At 48.2% G+C, this 23,928-nt stretch carries 19 protein-coding genes; 11 read left to right on the forward strand and 8 right to left on the reverse strand.

All coding sequences use genetic code 11. The features are described from left to right. Positions 1-39: 39 nt before the first annotated feature. Positions 40-1,854, forward strand: a complete 1,815-nt coding sequence (locus H6750_09010; protein ID MCB9774448.1) for a DUF4105 domain-containing protein — start codon at positions 40-42, stop codon at positions 1,852-1,854. 68 nt (positions 1,855-1,922) lie between these two features. Here the strand turns inward: H6750_09010 and H6750_09015 are convergent, their stop codons facing one another. Then, entirely contained in the window at positions 1,923-2,564 is a 642-nt protein-coding gene (locus H6750_09015) for an outer membrane beta-barrel protein (GenBank protein MCB9774449.1), read from the reverse strand. 764 nt (positions 2,565-3,328) lie between these two features. After that, positions 3,329-3,631: a hypothetical protein gene (locus H6750_09020; GenBank protein ID MCB9774450.1), complete on the reverse strand. Its 303-nt coding sequence runs from the start codon at positions 3,629-3,631 to the stop codon at positions 3,329-3,331. Between the two features lie 490 nt (positions 3,632-4,121). Here H6750_09020 and H6750_09025 point away from each other — a divergent pair, with 490 nt between their 5' ends. The 3 genes from H6750_09025 (at position 4,122) to H6750_09035 (ending at position 7,681) form a co-directional block, all read left to right on the forward strand. Beyond that, positions 4,122-4,973 (forward strand): MBL fold metallo-hydrolase, encoded by an 852-nt coding sequence (locus tag H6750_09025; protein ID MCB9774451.1) that lies wholly within the window; start codon positions 4,122-4,124, stop codon positions 4,971-4,973. A gap of 50 nt (positions 4,974-5,023) precedes the next feature. Further along, a complete protein-coding gene (locus H6750_09030; GenBank protein MCB9774452.1) occupies positions 5,024-6,163 on the forward strand; it encodes a site-2 protease family protein in 1,140 nt (379 codons plus the stop codon). Positions 6,164-6,277: 114 nt separating this feature from the next. Then, the gene (locus H6750_09035; GenBank protein MCB9774453.1) at positions 6,278-7,681 is read left to right on the forward strand and encodes a M20/M25/M40 family metallo-hydrolase; all 1,404 of its coding nucleotides are present in this window, start codon (positions 6,278-6,280) and stop codon (positions 7,679-7,681) included. Here H6750_09035 and H6750_09040 read toward each other — a convergent pair. The 6 genes from H6750_09040 to H6750_09065 form a co-directional block, all read right to left on the reverse strand. Next, positions 7,678-8,052, reverse strand: a complete 375-nt coding sequence (locus H6750_09040) for a cytochrome c (GenBank protein MCB9774454.1) — start codon at positions 8,050-8,052, stop codon at positions 7,678-7,680. The genes H6750_09035 and H6750_09040 overlap by 4 nt on opposite strands. A 68-nt stretch (positions 8,053-8,120) precedes the next feature. After that, positions 8,121-9,539, reverse strand: a complete 1,419-nt coding sequence (der, locus tag H6750_09045) for a ribosome biogenesis GTPase Der (protein MCB9774455.1) — start codon at positions 9,537-9,539, stop codon at positions 8,121-8,123. A gap of 425 nt (positions 9,540-9,964) precedes the next feature. Further along, the gene (locus H6750_09050; protein ID MCB9774456.1) at positions 9,965-10,492 is read right to left on the reverse strand and encodes a hypothetical protein; all 528 of its coding nucleotides are present in this window, start codon (positions 10,490-10,492) and stop codon (positions 9,965-9,967) included. Beyond that, a complete protein-coding gene (locus H6750_09055) occupies positions 10,492-11,874 on the reverse strand; it encodes a radical SAM protein (GenBank protein MCB9774457.1) in 1,383 nt (460 codons plus the stop codon). Before H6750_09055 ends, H6750_09050 begins: the two co-directional genes overlap by 1 nt. Continuing rightward, entirely contained in the window at positions 11,867-13,966 is a 2,100-nt protein-coding gene (locus tag H6750_09060; GenBank protein ID MCB9774458.1) for a universal stress protein, read from the reverse strand. Before H6750_09060 ends, H6750_09055 begins: the two co-directional genes overlap by 8 nt. Before the next feature lie 327 nt (positions 13,967-14,293). Further along, a complete protein-coding gene (locus H6750_09065; GenBank protein MCB9774459.1) occupies positions 14,294-15,370 on the reverse strand; it encodes an IS630 family transposase in 1,077 nt (358 codons plus the stop codon). Positions 15,371-15,862: 492 nt separating this feature from the next. Here H6750_09065 and H6750_09070 point away from each other — a divergent pair, with 492 nt between their 5' ends. The 7 genes from H6750_09070 to H6750_09100 all read left to right on the forward strand — a co-directional run bounded on the left by H6750_09070 (position 15,863) and on the right by H6750_09100 (position 23,911). After that, positions 15,863-17,014, forward strand: a complete 1,152-nt coding sequence (locus H6750_09070; GenBank protein MCB9774460.1) for a methionine adenosyltransferase — start codon at positions 15,863-15,865, stop codon at positions 17,012-17,014. Positions 17,015-17,129: 115 nt separating this feature from the next. Next, the gene (locus H6750_09075) at positions 17,130-18,497 is read left to right on the forward strand and encodes an adenosylhomocysteinase (protein ID MCB9774461.1); all 1,368 of its coding nucleotides are present in this window, start codon (positions 17,130-17,132) and stop codon (positions 18,495-18,497) included. Positions 18,498-18,944: 447 nt separating this feature from the next. Then, a complete protein-coding gene (locus H6750_09080) occupies positions 18,945-19,805 on the forward strand; it encodes an acyl-CoA desaturase (protein MCB9774462.1) in 861 nt (286 codons plus the stop codon). A gap of 163 nt (positions 19,806-19,968) precedes the next feature. After that, positions 19,969-21,162 carry an aspartate aminotransferase family protein gene (locus H6750_09085; protein ID MCB9774463.1) on the forward strand — a complete coding sequence of 398 codons (1,194 nt, stop codon included), beginning with the start codon at positions 19,969-19,971 and terminating at the stop codon, positions 21,160-21,162. A 3-nt stretch (positions 21,163-21,165) separates the two neighbouring features. Further along, positions 21,166-22,170, forward strand: coding sequence for an ornithine carbamoyltransferase (argF, locus tag H6750_09090; protein ID MCB9774464.1), 1,005 nt, complete (start codon positions 21,166-21,168; stop codon positions 22,168-22,170). Then, on the forward strand, positions 22,167-23,657 hold the full coding sequence (gene argH / locus H6750_09095) for an argininosuccinate lyase (protein ID MCB9774465.1): 1,491 nt from the start codon (positions 22,167-22,169) through the stop codon (positions 23,655-23,657). Before argF ends, argH begins: the two co-directional genes overlap by 4 nt. 23 nt (positions 23,658-23,680) lie before the next feature. After that, positions 23,681-23,911, forward strand: coding sequence for a hypothetical protein (locus H6750_09100; GenBank protein ID MCB9774466.1), 231 nt, complete (start codon positions 23,681-23,683; stop codon positions 23,909-23,911). Positions 23,912-23,928: the final 17 nt, after the last annotated feature.

The following is a 23,928-nucleotide window of genomic DNA, read 5'->3' on the forward strand; positions in this document are numbered from 1 at the left end:
GCCCCCATACAAGGGGCAACCCCACCATATCTTCAAGAATTGAATGAGCAAGCTGGCAGGGACAAACTCCATGAGCAACGCTACTGGCACCTCTTACTTCATTACCAGCAAAACTTCCTTGGTGGTCACACCAGCGAAGTGGACGATCCAGAGTTTTTCCTAGCAGAAAATGGAAAAGAAGATCCTGAGGCTGAGTTACGGGCAACACTTTCCTTCTTTTTTTCTGATGAATTGGTCGGTCGGTCACAACAACCTGCCCAATGCGCTTTTGTCGCCCGCTATCATTGGTTGAAAGAGAAATTAAAGTTTGAAGAGACCAAACTCCCTTCTCACGCATGTGAACGATTTCATCATTGGTATGATGAATTTGATGCCGAATTTATTTCCATGATTTTTCCCTCAGCCTTTATGGGGAACCCAGCTTCCATGTTTGGGCACACTTTCCTCCGAGTTGATCCAAAAGGCCAAACCGAACAAACACGGATTCTCGCCTATACCATCAACTATGCGGCAGAGGTGCCGCCCGATCCTGGAATTGAATACGCTTATAAAGGAATATTTGGAGGATACAAAGGGTTTTTTTCGACTATTCCCTATTACATGAAAGTCAAAGAATACGGAGACATTGAGAATCGAGACATCTGGGAATATCACTTGAATTTTTCTTCCGATCAAATTCATCGGCTATTGATGCATGTGTGGGAATTAGGGAATGCCTATTTCGACTATTACTTCTTTAAAGAAAATTGTGCGTACCATATCCTGTCTTTATTGGAAGTGGCCGATCCCAATCTGCACCTGACCGATCAGTTTCATTTTGCGACGATTCCTGCCGATACCATTCGCCTCCTTTTTCGTTACAAAGGATTGGTAAAAGAGAGCGTGTACCGACCAGCTCGCAGCACTTTAATTAAAAGAAAGCGCAACGCTTTGGAGGAACAAGAAACCTCGTTACTTCCTAAACTCCTCAAGGATCCTCATTTGACAGAACAATTCGAATTTCGCCAACTACCAAGGAATCGCCAAATTTTCCTTCTGGATTTCGCATCCGACGTATTACGATATAAAGTCGCAACCGATCAAGACAAGGCTCAAGACTATAAGGCCAAAAATCGATCTATCTTAGTGACGCGTAGTCAAATAAAAATTCCTTCGCCTTCCTTTCATGTAGAGCCATTTTCCCTTTCTCCCGAGCACGGCCACAATTCACTTAGGGTCGGAGAGGGATTCGGATGGAGAAACCATGAAATTTTCGAAGAAATCAGCGTCCGAGCCGCCTATCATGATCTCCTGGACCCTGATCCAGGATACACCCAAGATGCCCAAATAGAATTACTCGATTTACGGTTAAGGCATTATCACGAAAAAAATCAATTTCGAATAGAACGTTTTACCTTTGCCAATGCCCTCTCCTTGGCCCCCATTAATTCCTTGTTCGTTTCGCCATCATGGAAGTTTAATGTTGGAATGGACACCGTCAAGACCTCAAGGTGCGACCTCTGTTCAAATGGGAATGCCAATGCAGGAATCGGTGGAGCCCTTGAAACTCAGGTGTTTCAGCGGGAAGTCTTTTTTCTCTTTGGGGAGATGGATGCCAACATCAGTGGCGGGTACAAAGAAAATCACCGGGTGGGGGGAGGAGTATCCGGCGGCGTAATGGCCACCATTACTCCAAACTGGAAATGGCTGATCTCAGCAGGATATTTATATTACCCCCTTGGAGATCGATCCCATGACATCCCCATTTCTGTTGGCCAACGATGGACATTTGCCAAAAACTTCGCGGTGCGTGCCACCTTCACCCACCATGAACAGGACAATGAAGTCCTTGCTGTTTTTCACGGGTATTTCTAATTCTCCAAGAGATCAGTGAAGCCAAACCCTTGCCTCTTAAACCCTTTAACCAAAACATAAAGCCAGGACTAAAACAAAAAACCAATCCCCCCCAAAAAATATTCACTCCTAAAATTTAATGAAAGTTCCTTCCAATGGTAATTCGCAGAGAAGTACTTGTATTCCCCAAATACAAACCACCTTTCAGTAATGACTACTTGCATGCCTCCCAAAAACTGATATCCAGGAGCCGTTCCTGTTTCAAAACTTTTATCTTTTCTGCCAGGAATATCGGAATTTCTCAATATTCCATTTGAAAGCCCGCCTCCAATGCCCGCATACGGCCTGAACACAGCCCCTGGATACCGCGCTATAAGATTGACCATAGATTGGTGGGTGATAAGGCTGCTATCACCTTTTGTCATTCCGAAACTATTGACTATGGGGAAACGGATTGAATTATTATTTCCAAATGATTCCAATTCAAGGCCAAGATACCCACCGGCAATATGAGGGAATAACCCTACCTTAAATCCCAAACCAGGACCTCCATTCACCTTCTCGCCTGAAACCACTCGACCTTTATACGAAACTCCCTTATTTAAGGGTTGTGAGCCCACACCATAGCCTGCCAGATAAATCTCAATGTCATCCAAAGCCTCTAAACGACAGGGAAGTGAAATGGCCCCAATGCAGGTAAGGAGCACCACAAATTTTATGGAAAAATACAATTTTCCTCCGAGGAAATCCTAAATCAACATATCTCAGAAACTTAAAAAGAACGCCTGTAATTATATTCCAGGTGCTCCTGCCTATGATGTCAAGAAAATTTCCTAATCAATGAAACCCGCCACTTGCTTTCCCCACCTTTTTGTCCATCAAAATCTTCGGACAAAATGAACACCCCCCAGGCACCGTGTTGCAGAAAGATGTGGTTTGGATCATGGCGGAGGCAACCCTCAGTATTGCCAGACGCTACGACTGCCTAGGCGTTGATCGGGGGTACATCCATCTGATGTGTTCAGCCGATCCGAAGATTTTGCCTTGGCAAATGGTGCGCATTTTCAAGACTTACACGAGCCAAGTGTGTTTCGAGGGAAACCGTCGTTTAAGAAAGAGTCGTGGGGAGAGAAATTTTGATCGTATGTGCATTATGTCAGGACAGTGAGGGAGAGAGGAAATTGGCAGGTTGTCCAACAGTATGTGCAAGATCTAGACAAACCGCGAGGAGAGCTTCGTCAGTTAACACTTTTCTAATATCCAGTGATTTGCCCACTTTGACCACGGGGATCTTTATTTAAAAAAAGCCATCCCCTTTGAACTGGAAATAGCCTTTCTGACAATGAAGGCCCGTATGGGAGAGTCTTTCCTAGGCGGTAACAATTGAAATCAATATCTTAGAATCATTTCGGTTTTACATATTTTCACAAATAAAACAAAGGGGATTGTCCTAAGAATAAATTAGGACAATCCCCCAAAGTCATTTACTGGCCGATTACGATCCCTTTACGACAGTACAGTACTCACCCCAGACTCCAAGGATATTTTTTGAAGTATGATCCACGTGTGAAATCTGAGTTATTCCACCATTTGCTTTGGCCGTTTCCAGGCTGGCATCACCTGTCGCAACCATCGCAAGAATTGAGGTGGCACAGGCTGTTCCTGTTTTTGTCGGAGCAGGGCCATCATTAATTACGCCGTCCCATTTGGCTTCAGTATAAGCCCACCCGGCAACGGGAGAGGCTACTCCCATACATCCAGTCAGATTGAGTAAACAAAACCCCAAGACAACGGCCATTAGCGCATTCTTCATCTTCTGCCTCCCTTTAAAATGTTAGGTTTGTGAATGCCATTTTCACTCATGTAGCGAGTTTCTCTTACGTAACCGATTGCCACAATAATGTCAATGAAGAAACCAACCTTTGATTGGACAATCAAGCCATTGAGGTCCTCATTACCCTTGGTGGCTTCTGGCTATCCAGCATTTATTCCCCGCCCGCCTCAGGATGCAATAACCCATTGTTATTTGCATAATGATCATGACTCGTGGCGACACTGGCACCCAAAAAAATTCTCCATTCTGAAGAAGTGACCTTATGTGGAGCCCTACTCCTTTTTCAACGAAAAATGCGCTCCCGCTCACAAGAACATATCGAATTGTTCAAAAGCCCAGAATCGAAAATAGACAGATAGCCCTTTCCTCAGCCACCTCTTTTTTGCTTAGATGAAGCAGGCAGAAAAGGCAAGGAGCTTCCACAACTATAGCCAACTCTACTTTGAGCATATTAATGAGTTTAGAAGACGAATTTTGCGATATCATAAAAAAAGCCCGCTTTGGCCAAGGGCTGGGAATTGAGACCCTGGCGGAATTGGCGAAATTGGAGCAGGCCGAGGTGGAGCATCTTGAGAAAGGCCATCGACCTCCGACCAAAGGAGAAATTCAAAAAATTAGCCAGGCCTTACACCTGCGCGTTGGACCCCTGGTAAGTCTGACTTTGGAAGGATGGTTACCTCAGCCTCAACCCGTATGGACGACTGAACACGATCTTGTTCAGACCATCAAAGGGGATATTGGCGGGTATGAGGTCAAAGGCTATCTGGTAACTGATCCAGCCACCAAACAAGCCCTCATGATTGATACAGGGTACAATGCCAAGCAAATGCTTGAGAGCATCTCCCGTCGTGATTTGACCTTGATCGGTGTTTGCCTCACCCATGGGCATACGGACCATGCGGGAGGGCTGGAAGAGATTCTTGCTCGTTGGCCAGTGCCGGTCTATCTGGGTAATGGAGATTTCGATCTGCTCCCATGGAGACCACCTGACGCCTCCATAAAAATACCAGCCGACCATCAGGTGATTGCCTTAGGAGAGTTGACGGTTGAATGTTTGGCCACCCCGGGTCATACCCCTGGAGGATTTTGCTACCTGTTATCACTCAAAGGCCAAACCCTGTGTTTTGTGGGCGATACGCTCTTTTCCGGTTCGGTGGGGCGTTCCAACCCTTTTTCGCTTTATCCACAGCATTTGCAATCCGTTCGCCATACCCTGTTACACTTACCAAAGGACACCGCCTTGTTTCCTGGCCATGGTCCCTCCACAACAGTGACTCAGGAACAAGCGCACAATCCATTTGCCTGATATTGCATGTCAATCCAATTACTGGCTTGGCATTTAATAAGGACGTGTTAATGGATCACGAATCGCCTGAACCTTCAACTCCCTCGGATCCTTCGAAGAGTAAGCCAACTCCACCACCTTCTCTGTTGAATCCTATTGGTCCCACCGATCCACTGCCCCGGACCACCCCCCCTGCTTTTCCGCCTCGAGTCAGGCCTATCTCCAAAAACGACATACGTCAAGAACACACAACACAGACATCCTCCAGTGAAAGAGATCATTGGCAATCACTTCAAACTGAACTACCCGAAACTGGAGATGAGGTGGACGAATTCCCTCCTCCAACTCCCAGCGCCTTTTCTCAATGGGGCCTTCCTATTTTGCTTTTTGGGCTCACCGTATTCACCACGCTCTGGGCAGGAGCATTTCAAGTGAATACGAAACCCGTCAATGGGGCCTGGGATTTTTTAATGCGCTATCCTGGCTCTTTAGTCAATGGAATCCCCTTTGCCGCAACCCTTTTAGGTATCCTCGTCACCCATGAATTCGGGCATTATCTCCTCTCTCGCATTCATCGTGTACCCGCGTCCTTACCGCTGTTTATCCCTGGCCCTCCACATTTCATCGGTACCTTTGGGGCCGTGATCCGCATGCGATCGGCCATTATGAATCGCCGGGCGCTTTTTGATATTGGCGTGGCGGGTCCCATTGCCGGTTTTATCGCAGCAGTCGTGGCAATCATTATCGGACTCTCCCTTTCCCATATCGTTCCACGATCACAAACATACGGCTTACAGTTGGGCGAACCACTCCTGCTGCAATGGTTTGGCTGGCTCATGTTTGGCCCGATTCCTCCTACACACGATATTGTACTCCATCCCATTGCCTTCGCCGCGTGGTTCGGATTTTTCGTCACCGCAATTAATTTACTGCCTTTGGGTCAATTGGACGGAGGCCATGTGGCATTTGCGGTGTTAGGCCACCGGCAACGTTCACTGGCCTTGGGGACAATTCCCATCCTTATTTATTTGGGGCTCACGGGTTGGCCTGGATGGATTCTCTGGGTCGGTCTGGCTAGCCTTGTCGGGATTGCCCACCCCCCGGTCATTGACCCTGACATCGTTTTGGGCAAACACCGCCGGTGGGTGGCTTGGGCAGCCTTGGCTATCTTCATTGTGACTTTCGCCCCGGTGCCGTTTTCCGTTGGCTGACAGACATGTTAGCCTTCCCTATGCCCTGGTTGTTCACGGAATATCATCCGTTTTCTCCACCAACGTTTCCAGGCTGGAATTCCCAGCTCAACTACAAAAAGGAATCGTGATCTCATGAGTGACTATCAGTCCCAATTACACACCTACATTCAAGATCACCGCGCCAGCTTTGAAGACCTCCTGGGTCAAATGGTGGAAATACCATCAGTGAGTTCAGACCCTGAACATGTCCCCGATATGCACCGGATGGCGCAGTTAGCCGTTCAGTATCTGGAACAATTTGGAGCCAAGTCCTCTATTGTGAATACCAGTGGTTTTCCCAGCGTGTCCGGAGAATGGATGGCCGGGCGCCAATACCCCAGCCTGACCATTTACAATCATTTAGACGTCCAACCTGCGAAGGAACCCGAATGGCGGCAGCCTCCCTTTGCCTTTCATACAGATGGTGATCGGTACTGTGGACGTGGAGCGACAGACGATAAAGGCCCGGCATTAACCGCCCTCTTTGCTGCAAAATTTGCCAGAGAAGCCGGTATCCCCCTGAACATCCGGGTCCTCTGGGAATTGGAAGAAGAAATTGCCAGCCCGAATTTTTCAGAGGTCCTTCAGGACCGTAAAGCGGTCCCTGCGTCCGATTCGGTTCTGGTGTCTGATACAATTTGGGTATCGAAGGATCGCCCCGCCCTCTCCTGTGGACTTCGCGGTTTGTTAGTGGCCAAGTTGGGGCTTCGCACAGGAGAAACCGATATTCATTCCGGTCTCACGGGCGGCGGGGCGCGCAACCCCCTGGCGGAATTATGTGAAGCCGCCTATTCCTGCGTGGATGCAAAAACGGGCCGGGTGAAAATACCGGGGTTCTACGATGACGTCGTCCCGCCCACCCGAACCGAACTCAAAAATTTTCTGGCATCAGGATTTCAAGTTCGGCTTTTTAAAGAAGCCTATCAACTGCGATCCCTGCGAACATCCGATCCTCAGGATTTACTCAAACGAATCTGGGCCTCTCCCACATTTGAAGTTCATGGGTTAACGGGTGGGCATATGGGCCCAGGCGTCAAAACCATCGTGCCCGCCTGGGGTGAACTTAAAGTGAGTATGCGATTAGTTCCCAACCAACATCCTGCAAAAATTTTCCGCCTCCTGAAAAAACACCTCCGTACTCGCAATCCTGATATTGAGGTGATTAATGATGGGGAACTGGAACCCTATCGTGGAATTTCCGATGGCCCTTATGCAGAGGCATTACAAGAGTCGGTAGCACAGGCTTTTGGACGCCGCCCGGTGTTTGTACGGGAAGGTGGATCGATCGGGGCCATTGCGGTGTTACAACGGGCATGGAAGGTCCCGATTCTGTTTATGGGTCTCAGTCTGCCTGAACATGGGTATCATGCACCCAATGAATATTTCGATTGGAGACAAGCTTCAGGGGGAATACAAGCCTTCGTCCACTATTTCGATCACTTGAGTGGGATGCGATCAGAAAAACCCAAAACCCGATTCCAGCCAAAAACAAGCTAAGGTCCAGAAGAAAGTATCTGAACTGAAGGTAGGTCTTGGAAATGCACGAGGGTTCGGATGTAGGCGAGAATATTGCGCCGCTCATCAGCCGACAATTGATGACTCCAGCCACTCATGGCTGTCCGGAGAACCCCCTCAGCAATAATCTCGAACAATTCAGCATCCGTTTTGGCTGAGGTGGCTGCCGAAACTAAATTTCCTGGGCGTGGGGCTAACAGGGCCGCCCGTGGCCCATCTGCCCTTCCTTCCGCCCCATGACATTCCAGACAATGAATACGATAGAGGTCTCGCCCCTGCTCCCCTCCTGGTTGGGCGCCAACCGCCCCTGACTCATAGAAGGCCCCCAAAACTGAGATAATCAGACCGTTCAAAAGAATCAGGACACCTATCCCCACCAGGCGATATTTTAGACAGGAATCCTGGCAGTTGCAAAAACTCTTTACTGACTGCGCAACAATATTCGAAGGGGAATTCCCTCAAAACCATATTCCGTCCTGATGGAGTTTTCAAGATAACGCAGGTAGGAGGCTGGGACTTTGGGTGCGGATTTGACAAAGAGGGCAAAGGTAGGAGGTTTGGTAGCCACCTGAGTGATAAATACGGATTTTTTCGGATTGCCCCTGACTAATGTCAGGGGATTTTTTTCGAGGAGTTCCTGAACAAATAGATTCAGCTTACGGGTTTGAACGCGTTTGGAAAAATTGGCCACGACCTGATCAATTTTAGGGAAAAGCCGCGTGAGCGTTTCCGGTTGAATTGCGGCACCATAGACAACCGGCACATAGGTAAAAAAGGGAAATCGCCGGGCTAATTCAAGATTGTAGGCGGGATACGCCTCACGATCCCCTTCCCTCAGGTCCCATTTATTCACAAGAATGATACAACCTCGCCCTTGTTTACTGATTAAGCCAGCAATTTTCGTATCTTGTTCTGTGACTCCTTCCAACCCATCCAAAACCAGCACGGCAACATCAGATCGTCCCAACGCTCGAATGGCTCGTACGACACTATAGCCTTCAATCCCGCGCTCGATCCGCCCCCTTCGCCGGAGCCCTGCCGTATCCGTAAAGATATACCGTCGTCCATGAAGACTGACCATTGAATCAATCGGATCGCGGGTCGTTCCTGGAATATCACTCACAATGAGTCGTTGTTCCCCGAGAATGGCATTGACCAACGTCGATTTCCCTACATTGGGTCGGCCTACCACCGCGATCCTTGGTATCTCATTTGGAACTTCATTTTCCGGGGCTTGGGGAAGATGGGGCAAAAGAGCTTCCAGGAGTTCATCCACCCCTAATCCTCCCTCAGCTGAAATCGGGAAAATCGTTTTTATCCCCAATTTGTAGAAATCGGCCAAGAGGGGTTCAGCCTGAGGGGTATCGATCTTGTTGACCGCCAGAAAAACCGGCTTCGTCACCGGTCGCAACAGCTCAACAAGATCGGCATCCAACGGAGACAAGCCCACCCGGCCATCCATGACAGCAATGACCAAATCCGCTTCCTCGATGGCCGCTTGGGTTTGAAATTTGATCTGCTCCACGATGACATCGTCGGAGGTGAGATCCAGCCCTCCGGTGTCGACCAGTGTGAATATCCGATTTTGATAATCGCACTCTGCCGTGTTTCTATCCCGAGTGACTCCGGAAACATCATCGACAATTGCCGTACGATGGCCGACAATCCGATTGAATAGGGTGGATTTGCCTACATTCGGCCGTCCCACAAGGGCTACCAAGGGTCTATGTGGGGATGGTTCCAAGTGAACTTCGACAGGCAAATCCGACGAACATAGTGACGAATCAAGAGATGGTCTGGTACGGGAGCGAGTGGTACGAGAATGAGAATATCGAGCCATTGGACAGCAAGTAACTGAATTAGGGTAATTAAACTGGTAGGAAATTTAAGTTTCAGGCGTCAGGTCGTCTACCAGCTCAACAAGACGATGAATCGAAGGAACCGCGTCAGTGATAGCCTGAATAAAGCCCCCCAGTCAACTGTCGGCGGATAAAGCTTTATTTAGACAAAGAATGTAGCTCAGCCACAAGGAAATTTATCGAGGAGAATCTTTTCTGCATTTCGATTGGTTTATGGGAAATGAATCCCTGCGAATTATTCAGCAATCGGGTAACAACTATGACGGGTATACGAAAATGTTAGACATTTTCCTGATCCACCAGCCATTTCCACTGATGAGCTCAATTCATGAAAGGGTTCAGAAGAATGAAGTAGGACAAAAGGTAGGAAAACTACACCAGGCAAAATTCGATGAAAACCAATGAGTTACACATGGAGATGTTTCATCGCTGCCGCACAAAGAATGATGAATACCCCCATCCACAATGCTATGCGTTGAAATGGCACCGGCTCTACGGCCATCTCTTCCAATTCCTCGGTTGTCTCACCACCCGTAGGTTCATTTTTAAAGATTATGGTGTACAGAAAAATGGTCAGAATTCCCAACACCAATGCCAATTTAATGAAAAAGACTGTGAGGTATTTTGCATGATGGGCGACATTTTCCCCAGACTGCATCACCATCCCCTCACTCACATAATGGAGATTAACTCCTCCGGTGAAAAGGATGACCACCAAAAGAATCCCGACCACTCGTTTATATTGCCGATAGAAGGTTTCAGATATTGGTCGGATAAATTGTTTCGGGACAGCGGTTTTAAGACTGGGCGTCACAGCCATCACAAGAAAGGCCAGCCCTCCAATCCACACCACGGCAGACAGAAGATGCAACCAATGCACCAGGATGGGGATTATCTGATTAAGGTCGGTGAGAACTCCGAGGAGGGATTCCATCAGAACTTAAACACAGGTTTTTCATTCCCGAACCGACGCTTCCGAAGTTCTTCCATTAATTCAATCGTCACAGTTGGAAGGCCTTGTTCGGCAGCATGACGCTCGACGCCTTTTTTAACCATCGCCCGTAGAAAGTAGGGGATGCGATTGAGCCGTTCTTCCGCAGCAGCTTCCCATTCCACAGACGAGACTTCCGGCACATTAAAAGCCACTTTTATTTTTTCTCCCCCTTTGGGAGTGTATAGACACCATTCATCCTCATCCATCGCATCCCCGTGGTCCACGTAGGGACGAGCACGACACCCGCCGCAAATTTCACTGTATTCGCAATCTCCACATTTTCCCTTAAGATGTGGATAACGAAATGCATTGAAAACTTGGGAATTTTCCCATAAATCGACAAAGCTTGTCTGGCGGATGTTTCCTGCAGACAAGGGCATATATGGGCAAGGCGTGAGGTCACCGTTGGGCGTCACCCGCGCATAGTTAGTCCCCGCCAGACATCCACCTCCCATGTATCCTTGGGCTTTGGTGATGGGAGAATTTGGGTCCTTTTCATAGGCCAGGCGTTTGAAATGTGGTGCACAACGCGCCCGGACCAACATGTCCTGGTATTTATCTTGGCTCTCCACCAAATAGCTCAAGACCTCTTCATATTGTGAAGGAGTAATGTCGGTGAGCTCTTCACCTCGTCCTGTGCACACCATGAAAAAGACATTTAAGACTTTGGCCCCCAAATTGTGCGACCAATCGATAACGGCTGGCAATTCTTTGTAGTTCATGGGCTGTGCACTGAAATGTACTTGGAATTGAAGCCCATTTCGTTTGCAGGCTTCAATACCAGCCATAGCCCCTTCCCACGCACCAGGTAAACCTCTAAAGGCATTGTGTGTTGCTGAATCCAGGGAATCAATACTAATTCCTACGCCCATCACACCAATGTCTACCATGGCTTTCGCCATCTTGTCGTCAATCAGCATTCCATTCGTGCCGAATACGACCATAAATCGCTGCTCAACTGCATGGCGAGCGATTTCAAGAATATCGGGACGGACCAACGGCTCGCCTCCGGTAATGACAAGGAGGCTTCCGGCATTGACTTTGGCAATCTGATCAATAAGACGGAAACATTCCTCTGTCGTCAATTCATCATGCCCGCCACCCATTTTTGTCGTGGCATCCAGGTAACAATGTTCGCACTTGAGATTGCATCGCTTGGTTAAATTGAGAGCCACCAGGTAGGGCTTAAAATCATCCACAGTTCGGCCGTCTCCAGGTCCTCCGGACTCTGGACGAAAGTTCTCAAACTTCGTTACTGCGCTGGACCCTAACGAGCTCAGCGTATTAAAGAATGAACTGATGACAGGGAGTGCCTTACCCATTGTGGCTGGCTCCGGATTGAGCCTCAGAGGGAGCCCCCGCGCCGGTTAACTTGGCCACGATGTCCTTGACGTTGCCTGTTTTCATGGCTTCTTCCATAGTGGTTTTAGCTTGCTCAATGCCCTGGTTCGCCACATCCAGAGTTATGGTTGTGGTCCCAATTTTTTCAGCATGCTTAATAATTAACGCTTTAGTACAATCCCGCATAAATCCAGCAGGAGCTCTTTCTAATCGTTGAAGGGCATCGGGCTCCCATATATACGGGTCAGCTCCATTAGTGTCGCCAGCACTTTCCTTATTAGATTCAGAGACCATAGTTGCCGTCTCCCCAGCCGTTTTATTGGCGAAAATTGGTGTGTAGTCTTCGCTTGCCGCTTCCTGAATCATCGCGCCTGAATATTCCAAGGTAATCGTCGTCATTCCAAGTTTCCTGGCAGTTTTTTCGATTTTTGCTTTTGCCCGTCGCCGCTGGAAACCGGCTGGAACGGCTCGAATTGCTTCACGAGCATCTTTCGTCCACTGCATAGGGATATCGTCATATGCCACTTGCGTTTCCAAGCCACCTTCCGCTTTGGCAGCTGCATCAAAAATAGATTTATCGACTTGTTTAAATTGTGCTCCATCCAAACCACAGACAGGACACATCACCGGATGGTCGCCTTTCCCAATATATCCACACCCACCACAGACATAATAGTCTCTCGACATTCGAGACAGATACGATTTATTTCCCGGGCTCATTGGCTCAGATGCCTCCGCTGGAACTTCCTCCACGACCTTGGACATCATACCGCTCAATGTTGAGCCCATTAGGTCCTGGGCAACTTCATTGCCTGCCTGCATAGTATTGCGATCGACTCCGGCCGCATCGAGAGTACCACCCAGCGTTTTCATAGCGTCCATCGCACCCTTGGGTAAAATATCCCCAACCGCATCATCAATGACTGAATTACTGATGATGGTATGCCCCTTTTCGATGGCATATCGATGGATCGCAGTTTTTGCCACTCCCCGTGCAAAGACCGGGATCTTCTCCATCCGTCTTAAGGCTTCTTCCGTCCAGGCAATCGTATATTCGGCCTGGGTGTCAATCGGAGGAACAAACTTCTTATTGGATATTAATATATTACAGGGAGCTGAACGCAAAAGATTTTCAGCATTGCTGCCAATATCCATATCATCATCGCTATGCACCCCAATCCGTCCAACGATAAGCAGCCATGGCTGCTCTTTTCGAACGTACTGAATGATTTTCTCAAACGCTTTTCCGTCAAGCAGAGTGGTCTTAATATCTTCGCCCTCATCCTGTGCGACATCGCGAGAGACATCCAGATGAGACTGGTAAATTTTCGCGAGCCCGCTGTCGATGACTTCCTCGTGAAGCTTTTCCTGCTCCTTAAATCGAAACACCTTCCCAGCCTCTTCATTCAAGACACCGGAAATACTGTGAAACGCCGCATAATGGAAATAGGGATCGAATGCTGATATCGCCTCTACCGGCTTATTAAGAGCCTTTCCCAAGGCGAGCGCGGTCTTCAGTCCGCCAAAGGAGTAATGGCTCCCATCCACAGCTACTACAATTTTCCCACCATTCATGGGTTTGGTATTTTTCACAATGAACATGTCCGAATTACGAATTCGACGGATCACGCGTTCCGTGTTGCTCCCGATCAAAGAATCCTTCACCGCACCAACTCCCAAGGCTCCCATAATGGTCAAGTCATACCCATTTTTTGTGATATCTTCCGCGATTGCTTTCCAGTTTCGCCCCTCAAGTGAACGTCGCTCCAAAGGAATGTTTGCTTCCGCACATTTCTGGTCGACAAAATCCAAATACGAATCTGTAATGATTTGCAAGCCTCGGGTGATAAGGGAATCATGGATCTGGCGTTGGCGATCTAACTCTTTTTCATCGTGATATTCCTCGGGAAGACCTGCCTCCATTTGTTTAAACCGCTTATCATGCATCTTGGCCGCATATACATGGCTTCCCACAATTTTCGATCCGAAAATTTTCGCAAACTGCACTCCCAGTTCCACAGCCATATTCGAATGGTCTGAATTATCAACCGGGACATATATTGTTTTGTACATCAACAAGCCTCCTTACAGATTTCCGCCAAAAAAAAGCGGCACCAGGCCCTCGTCTCAATCGCCGGGAAATTTTTATAAACAGATGTTTTTTCACATGAAATAAGAGCGGATCTTACCACTGGGAATTCTAGGTACGCAACCCAACGACCATTTCCACCTTGACCCGAGTGAAATATAAAAAATCCCATATTTATCAAATGCATTGAATGCCTCATGTTAGCATTTTCCCTATCCGCTACAAATTCATGGTAAGCAAGTCAAAGCACTCACCATTTAATGGTAGATAGCCCTTAGATTACAGGACAAGTCGTTGGGGCTTACCTAGTGTTATGTAACTAACGCTTCTTTACAATGCTTGATCTTGGCAAGGATCGTGTCTGCATCCTTATGCCAGGTGAAAATTTTGGGGTTCTCATTATGATGGCGCAGAAAGTCTTCAATGGCGGCAATGAGGTCTGGCACGCTTTTGAACACCCCGCGTCGAAGCCGGCGTTGCGTCAGCTCTCGAAACCACCGCTCAACCATATTCAGCCACGACGCGCTCGTGGGAGTGAAATGGAAGTGCACGCGCGGATGTCGCTTGAGCCAGCGTTGCACAGCTGGACTTTTATGGGTGCTGTAATTGTCCACGATGAGATGCAGATCCAGCGCAGGAGGCGTGGCATGGTCGATGGTCTTCAGAAACCTGATAAACTCTTGACTCCGGTGGCGGGGTAAACACTCCCCGATGACCGTGCCATCAAGCATATTGAGGGCGGCAAAAAGGGTCGTCGTCCCATGTCGTTTATAATCATGCGTCATCGTGCCGCAGCGTCCCCGTTTCATAGGCAAGCCCGGCTGCGTACGATCCAGGGCTTGGATTTGACTTTTTTCATCCACGGACAGCACCAGGGCCCGTTCGGGTGGCTTCAGATATAACCCAACAATATCCCGAATCTTTTCGACAAACCGGTCGTCTGTGGAGATTTTGAACGTCTCCACCCGATGGGGCTGCAGGCCATGGTGTTTCCAGATGCGTTGGATCGCGACATGCGACAGCCCGGTTTGCTTCGCCAACGTGCGCGTACTCCAATGGGTCGCTCCTTTCGGTTGACGATGCAAGGTGAGCTCGATCACTTCGCGCACAGTTTCCTCCGAAATCTTCGGTTTGCGTCCGGGCCGTTGCCAATCTTTCAGGAGTCCCGGATAACCAAACCGCTCAAATCGCGTGCGCCACAATAACACGGTGGGGCGAGTCGTCTGCATCTCTTTGGCAATCCGGTTGTTCGACAGTCCACGGGCGGCAAGTAAAACGATCTTCGCTCGCAACGCCACCTTCTGCGGGGTTTTTCCTGCCCGGACAAGATCTTCCAAACGCTTCTTTTGCTTAGCGTCACACGGGAGGGCTGTCGCGGCGGTAAACATGCCGCAACAGTACCATGCTTCCCTGTCAGTTGTATAGCCATATATGTAACACTACACTAGCTCTCACTAAACGCTCCCCTACTTAACTCGGTTAAGAAAAAGCGCCGCAGAACTTAAATAATCCGACAAAATAGCCTCGCATTGCCAAAGATGCCAACCAATGCCACCATCTAATCCTCCCTGCGGAGTTGCCGACGGCCTGGGCTCCAGGCAGTTAATCGAATGGGGGAAGCCATTCATTAGTCCATCTCACTTTTTTAATTATCTTGATGAGAACTTTGCGTTAGGGGAATTTTATGTTTTACTAACCTTTAGCCGAAACCATAGAACGAAAACAGGAAAATCTTAAGTTTTTTGGTTATGGCTAATACAAAAATTGCGGAGAGAGGTTTCATTGCGCTAAATTAAATGTTTTGTGCTTTGCTTTATTCACCAACTGAGACCATGCCTCAGGGCATGTGGGCTCAAGCAATTGGTTAGGGGGAACTCTTGATGAGACAAACCAATTTTCTCTTTACCTCGGAATCGGTTACGGAAGGGCATCCGGATAAGATTGCCGATCAAATTTCCGACGGTATACTTGACGCAATCATTGCAAAAGACAAGAACTGCAGAGTGGCCTGTGAAACCATTCTGACTACGGGAATCGCCTTTGTGGCCGGAGAAATATCCACCAGGGCGTATGTAGAAATTCCTGAAATTATTCGTGAGACGATTCGTGAGGTGGGATATACCGATGCGACATGGGGATTCGATTACAGTACCTGCTCCGTGTTAACGGCCATTCATAACCAATCGGGCGACATTGCCATGGGTGTGGATTCAGGTGGCGCTGGCGATCAAGGGTTAATGTTCGGGTATGCCTCGAATGAGACCCCTGAACTCATGCCCATGCCCATTATCCTTGCGCACCGTTTAACCAGAAGACTGGCAGAAGTTCGAAAAAAGAATATTCTCCCCTGGGTTCGACCTGACGGAAAGTCACAGGTGACGGTTGAATATAAAAATGGGAAACCCGTTCGCATTGACACCATCGTCCTTTCTACGCAACACAGCGATGCGGTCACCTCAAAGAAAATCGAAAAAGATGTGATGGAAAAAGTAATTATTCCCGTCATGCCTAAAAAATTTTTCAATCAAAAAAATATCAAATTTCACATTAATCCCACCGGACGATTTGTCACTGGTGGCCCCATGGGGGACACCGGACTGACTGGACGAAAAATCATCGTAGACACTTATGGCGGAGTTGGCAGTCACGGAGGAGGAGCTTTTTCCGGAAAAGACCCCAGCAAGGTAGACCGATCCGCCTCATACATGGCCAGATATATTGCTAAAAATGTCGTTGCAGCCCAATTGGCGGAAAAATGTGAAGTGCAGTTGGCCTATGCCATCGGAGTTGCAGAACCAGTTTCTGTTTTGGTTGATACAAAGGGGACAGAAAAAGCGTCCGTTGAACAGATTGAAAAGCTCATCATCAAGCACTTTCCGTTGACTCCAAGAGGCATCATCGAGCATCTCAAGTTGCGCCGCCCAATTTACAAAAGAACTGCAGCATACGGACATTTTGGTCGAAACGAACCAGGATTCACCTGGGAAAAAACCGACATCGCCAATTTACTCCGAAAAGGTGCAGGCCTTTAATTTTTAAGCGCCCAGGCCTTTTGAGTAAGGGGGCTTTCAAGGCTCCCTTCTTATGCCCAGTATCTTCAATCACTCATCCTGAGAAGGGGAAGAAACTTCTATGAGCACTGCAACGATGACTAAAGCCGCCTCAACTGACTATAAAGTTGCGGATATCCGTCTAGCCGATTGGGGACGAAAAGAATTACGTATTGCCGAAACAGAAATGCCGGCATTGATGGCCCTTCGAGAGAAATATCACGCCTCCCAACCATTAAAAGGGGCCAAAATTCTTGGCTGCATTCACATGACTATTCAGACCGGGGTGTTAATTGAAACGCTCATCGAACTGGGAGCTGAAGTTCGCTGGTCTTCCTGTAATATCTTTTCAACACAGGATCATGCTGCGGCTGCCATCGCCGCAAAGGGAATTCCTGTATTTGCCTGGAAGGGTGAAACAGAACAAGAATATGAGTGGTGCCTAGAACAAACCATTTTAAAAGATGGCCAACCGTGGGATGCCAACATGGTTCTGGATGACGGTGGGGACTTGACAATGATGCTCCACCAAAAATACCCCGCCATGTTAAACCAAATTCATGGAATTACTGAAGAAACAACCACCGGGGTTCATCGCCTGCAGGAAATGCTAAAAAAGGGCACGCTAAAGGTTCCAGCCATTAATGTGAATGATTCAATCACCAAGTCAAAAAATGATAATAAGTATGGTTGCCGACACAGCTTAAATGACGCGATTAAACGCGCGACTGATCACCTCCTGTCAGGAAAAAAGGCCCTCGTGATTGGATACGGCGACGTTGGGAAGGGCTCGGCTCAATCACTCCGACAGGAAGGCATGATTGTCAAAATTTCAGAGATTGATCCCATCTGTGCCATGCAAGCCTGCATGGATGGGTATGAAGTGGTCTCTCCTTATAAAGGTGGGATCAATACAGGCAAAGTCGAAGACACCAACTCCGACCTTCTCCAGAACACGGATATTGTCGTCACAGCTACCGGCAACTTGAATGTCTGCGATTCAGCCATCCTGCGATCCTTAAAATCCGGGGCGGTCGTTTGCAATATCGGTCACTTCGACAATGAAATCGATACTGCCTTCATGCGAAAGAACTGGAAATGGGAAGAAGTAAAACCTCAGGTACATACGGTTTATCGTGACAAAGCCAGCAATGATCACCTCATTTTGCTGTCCGAAGGGCGCTTGGTGAATTTGGGAAATGGGACCGGGCATCCATCCCGAGTCATGGATGGTTCATTCGCCAATCAAGTTCTCGCTCAAATTTACCTCTACGAGCGGAAATTCGCCGACCAGAAAGATGGACCAATTACAGTGCAGGTGTTACCGAAGCATCTCGACGAAGAGGTGGCAGCCCATATGGTCAGAGGTTTTGGAGGGGTTATCACTAAACTCACTCAAACACAGGCTGATTATATTCACGTACCAATCAACGGACCGTTTAAAGAGGACAGCTACAAGTACTAACATTTACCTTATGGTAGTTTTGATATTTTTCCCCAGTGACCTCTTCACAGGGAACATAACAAATGATGATAATGTTTCTACAAAATTGATTGCGAATTCAAAAATAACCACAGACATTAGTATTGAGGGGGCCTTGGCTTGACAGGGCCCCCTAGCTTTTTTCAAACAATCTGGTATCCTGTCCATATGAATGGTATCAAGATTGATTGCTGCTATAGTATTGCCTCTTCCCAACTAAATTGGTACATTAATCTCTCAAACCACTCTTTTACACGGGAAAATCAAGTCCCGTGTTAGTCGGTTTCAACAACCCACTTTCGTATATGTAAAAGAGATTTCAATCCTAAGGTTTAATTTCACTAACAAATCTATCACCGTTGAATTTCCCATCCAGGCATGGGGAACATGTTCTTAGGTGACTAGAGATATAAGAGGACTTAGACAGCTATGTCACGAACGTTAGACCCCTCCTTAGCCGGAACTCCACAACGAGACTACCCCACAATGATTCTGTTTGGGATAATTGTCTTGACCACAATCGTCGGGCTCCCATTGTATGCCTACTTTTACGATTTCTCCTGGGTGGACTGGACCATGTTTGTCATGCTTTACCTCTTTACAGGATTAGGCATTACTGTAGGCTATCACCGGTTAATTACCCATAGGAGCTTTAAGTGCCCAAACTGGATCAAAGCCATTTTCTTAATCGCAGGCGGTATGGCGTTAGAAAACTCAGCACTACGATGGGCCAGCGACCATATTAGACACCATGCCCGGTGCGACCAGAAAGAAGATCCCTATAACGCCACCCTGGGTTTTTGGCACAGTCATTGTGGCTGGATTTTCTGGAAAGATCCCAATCGTGATCCAAAATATGCCACCCGGCTTTTGCAGGATCCTCTGATTTTGTGGCAAGACAAATATTACCTTCCCATTCTTTTATCTGGACTGGTGCTCCCATTCGTCGTGGGGCTTTTGTACAATGGGTGGATTGGGGGTGTCGGGTGCTTCCTCCTGGCTGGGCTTGCACGTACCTTCTTTGTCCTAAATTCAACATTCTTCATTAATTCCATTTGCCATATCTGGGGTGATCAACCCCATGGAACATCTGATTCTAGCCGAGATAGTTGGTGGATATCATTACTCACATTTGGAGAGGGATATCACAACTATCATCACATGTATCAAAGTGACTATCGAAATGGTGTTCGCTGGTATAATTTTGATCCATCCAAATGGCTTATATGGACGTTGAGCAAATTAGGCTTAGCCTATGATCTTCGTCGCCAGGCTCCTAACCAGCCGTAACGACATTTAGCATTTAGAGGCTCCTCCGGCCTGGATTGGACTCTCGGACGGAGCCTCCTCTCCTGTTTTTTTATTATCCGGCCAATCTCTCACACATCTCATTATTGCGCACCTAAGAAGTCGTGTGATAAATTCGCCTGCATTCACGCGGGTTTTTGACAATATGATTACAAGTGAACTTCAACAAAATACGGGTAGATTTCTGATGAATACCTATACCCGCCTACCCATTTCCCTTGTTCGAGGAAATGGATGTCTGGTGTATGATGCAGAAGGACGGGAATATCTCGATTGTCTCGCGGGGATTGCCGTCAATATCCTAGGTCATGCCCAACCGGATCTTGTGGAGACCATCACACGACAAGCCCGGCAACTCATTCATACCTCCAACCTGTTTTATACCGAACCCCAAACCAGCCTAGCCCAAAAGCTGGTGGAACTGTCCTTTGCGGACAAAGTGTTCTTTTGTAATAGCGGGACAGAGGCTAACGAGGCCGCTATAAAATTAGCCAGGAGGTATGCACACAACACCTTTGGTCCCGAACGGTTTGAAATTTTGACCATGGTGAATTCCTTTCATGGACGAACCTTGGCAAGTCTCACTGCAACCGGCCAGCCAAAATTACAAGAAGGGTTCGGACCGCTTGTGCCTGGTTTTCGATACGCTCCATTCAATGATCTGGATGCCTTGAAAGCCAATATCACTCCCCAGACAGCAGCTGTGCTGTTAGAACCCATTCAGGCTGAAGGTGGGATAATGGTTCCCCATCCTTCCTATTTGAAGGGACTTCGAGAATTCTGCACAGAGAACCATATCCTTCTGATTTTCGATGAAGTCCAAACCGGAATGGGTCGAACGGGGACGTTGTTTGCTTATGAGCAGTTCGGAATTCAACCCGACATTATGACATTGGCTAAAGGCTTGGGGGGCGGCCTCCCCATTGGGGCCTGCCTAGCTACCGACAACGTCGCAGCGGCATTTGAACCAGGCACGCACGCCTCCACGTTCGGAGGCAACCCCTTAGCCTGCGCGGTAGCCTTAAAAGTCATAGAACTCCTCATTGAAGGCGGAAAACTTGAACATGGGCTGGTTGCGGGTCGCTATTTAGCCAAAGGACTCAGCTCCCTGCAAGAGCAATTCTCCTGCATTCATGAGGCCCGCGGCATTGGCCTCCTCCAGGGCTTAGAATTAACCATTGACGGAAAACCTCTCGTCCTGGAATGCCTTGACCGACGTGTCCTAATTAACTGCACTATGGGAAAGGTCCTCAGATTTGTGCCTCCCTTAATCATCAGTAACGCACAAATTGATCGGCTTCTGTCCGTCCTCTCTGACGTTCTTTCCAAGCATCGTTAAATCATGTCGTCACCAAGGCAGTCTTCTCGTACCGGAAAATCCACTTCTTCCGCACAGCGCAAGAAGAGGACGGACCTTCCCAAAGACTTGCTGACGGTGGCCGATATTCCCAGGAATACGATTCACCATTTGATTGCTCTTGCTCAAAAGATGAAGGCTGCCAGAACACAAGGGCGCACCACCTTTCCGTTAAAGGGCAAAACGTTAGGGCTTATTTTTGAAAAGCCCTCTACGCGGACCAGGGTTTCCTTCGAAGCCGGAATGAATCAACTTGGTGGACAAGCCATTTTTCTGGCGTCCGAAAAAATCCAATTGAGCCGTGGAGAAAGTTTAGCCGATACAGCAAAAGTCCTGACGCGCTACTTAGATGGACTCGTTGTAAGGACATTCAACCAAACCTCCCTGGAAGAATGGGCCCGACATACCTCGATTCCTGTCATCAATGGATTAACGGACGATTGTCACCCCTGCCAGGCCTTAGCTGATCTTTTGACCATTGTCGAACATAGGGTCCACGCGAAAGGCTTAAAGCTGGCATATATTGGAGATGGAAACAATATCACCCACTCCCTTATCGAAATCGGGGCCAAAGTGGGTATGCACGTGACCGTAGGATGCCCACAAGGCTATGAACCTGATCCCCATATTGTTGAGGCGGCGCAAAAAGAAGGCCAACAAACAGGTGCCAGAATTGAAATCACCCATGATCCTAACATCGCTGCAACGGACGCTGATGTGATTTATACAGATGTGTGGATCAGCATGGGGCAGGAACACCAGCAGGAACCACGCATGGAAGCTCTGGCGCCTTATCAGGTCAACGGGAGACTCATGCAACAGGCAAAACCGGATGCCCTCCTCATGCATTGCCTGCCGGCCCATCGTGGTGAGGAAATAACCGAAGACGTCCTGGACGGCCCACAATCAGTCGTGTTGGATCAAGCCGAAAACCGTCTACACATCCAAAAAGCTATTTTGCTTCAATGGTTAGGAAGATCGCCTTTATGAAGAAACGCACCGGCGCACCCTCCCTCAAAACCCTATCCCATTCTTCAGCATCTCCTCAAACAAAGCTGCCACAAACACCCGGAGATTCAAAACTCTGGGGAGGGCGATTTCAAGGTCAAACACATCAACTCGTTGAAACGTTCACCGCCTCGATCAACGTTGATCGCCGCCTGTATGAATACGACATTGAAGGTAGCATCGCCCACTGCAAAACGTTACAACGGGCTAAGGTCTTGCCGCAGCGAGAATGCCAAAGCATTATACGAGGACTCCTGACCATTCGGGAGGACATTCGCGCCGGCCGCCATCAATGGAAGACCGAAGATGAAGACGTGCACATGAGCATTGAACGGCGCCTGACCGAGCTGATTGGGCCAGTTGGCGGTAAACTCCACACCGGCCGAAGTCGAAATGACCAAGTCACCCTTGATCTTCGACTCTACCTCAGAGATACCATCCAACACCTGAGCAATGATCTTCGTGTACTTCAACAGTCGCTCGTGACCCTCGCCGAGCGATATATGGGAGTAATAATGCCGGGCTATACACATTTACAGAGGGCCCAGCCGGTTCTCTTTTCGCATCATGCCTTAGCCTATGTGGAAATGGTTGAGCGGGACAAAGGGCGTCTCCATGATGCCCTGGTTCGAATTAACGTCATGCCGTTAGGTTCCGGTGCGTTAGCTGGAAACAATTACCCGATCGACCGACACTATACCGCTTCCTTATTACATTTCCCTTGCGTGACCCAGAATAGCCTGGATGCCGTGTCTGACCGAGATTACGTCATTGAGGTGCTTAGCGCTTGCGCCATCGTGATGATGCACCTCTCCCGTTTAAGTGAAGAACTTATTTTATGGTCATCACAAGAATTTCACTTCACAGATCTTCCCGACGGATTTTGTACAGGCAGCAGCATGATGCCGCAGAAAAAAAATCCAGACGTCCCTGAACTGATCCGGGGGAAAACCGGTCGGGTCTATGGACACTTGCTCAGCCTCCTGACCACTTTAAAAGGATTGCCTCTCAGCTACAATCGGGACCTTCAGGAAGACAAAGAACCGTTGTTCGACACATTGGATACCGTGACGATATCAGTTAATATTTATGCGGAACTCCTGAATCAACTAACGATACAACCTGAGCCTATGAAAGAAGCGGTGTCTCAGGGTTTTCTGCTTGCCACGGAGTTGGCGGACTACTTGGTTAAAAAGGGGATGCCTTTCCGTGAATCCCACCATGTGGTGGGAAGTCTGGTACGAGAGTGCTTAGCGAAAGGGAAGGATTTGGGGCAACTCACCCAACAGGATTTACAAAACGCCTCCTCGTCTTTTGATCCCAAAGCATTTCAAGTTTTAACTCCCGAAGCAGCGATTAACAGTAAAAACATTATAGGTGGTACTGCTAAAGCCCAAGTCACAAAACAGATCAAGGGTTGGAAAAAATCACTACAGGCCGAGATGAAACGTTCGATAAAAAATCAGTGAAAGGCATGAGGCAAATCCTAAATATGGCTAACAGGTATTTCCTCATTTTTTGCATTCTGGCGATCCACTTCTCCTCAGGTTGCGGAGCAGTGGGCCCTCCCATCCCCCCAGAAAAAGTTGGCATTGAAGCCAAGAGACTCAAGCAACAGCAAGATCAGGCCAAAAAAGAGGGAGCCTTTGACCAGGACCCCCTGAATGTACCACTGGAAGAGGCAGTGGAATTACCCACCGTGTATCCTATCGATACCCGATAATACACAGGGATTTGTCC

Source organism: Nitrospiraceae bacterium (assembly GCA_020632595.1).
Classification (GTDB): Bacteria; Nitrospirota; Nitrospiria; order Nitrospirales; family UBA8639; genus Nitrospira_E.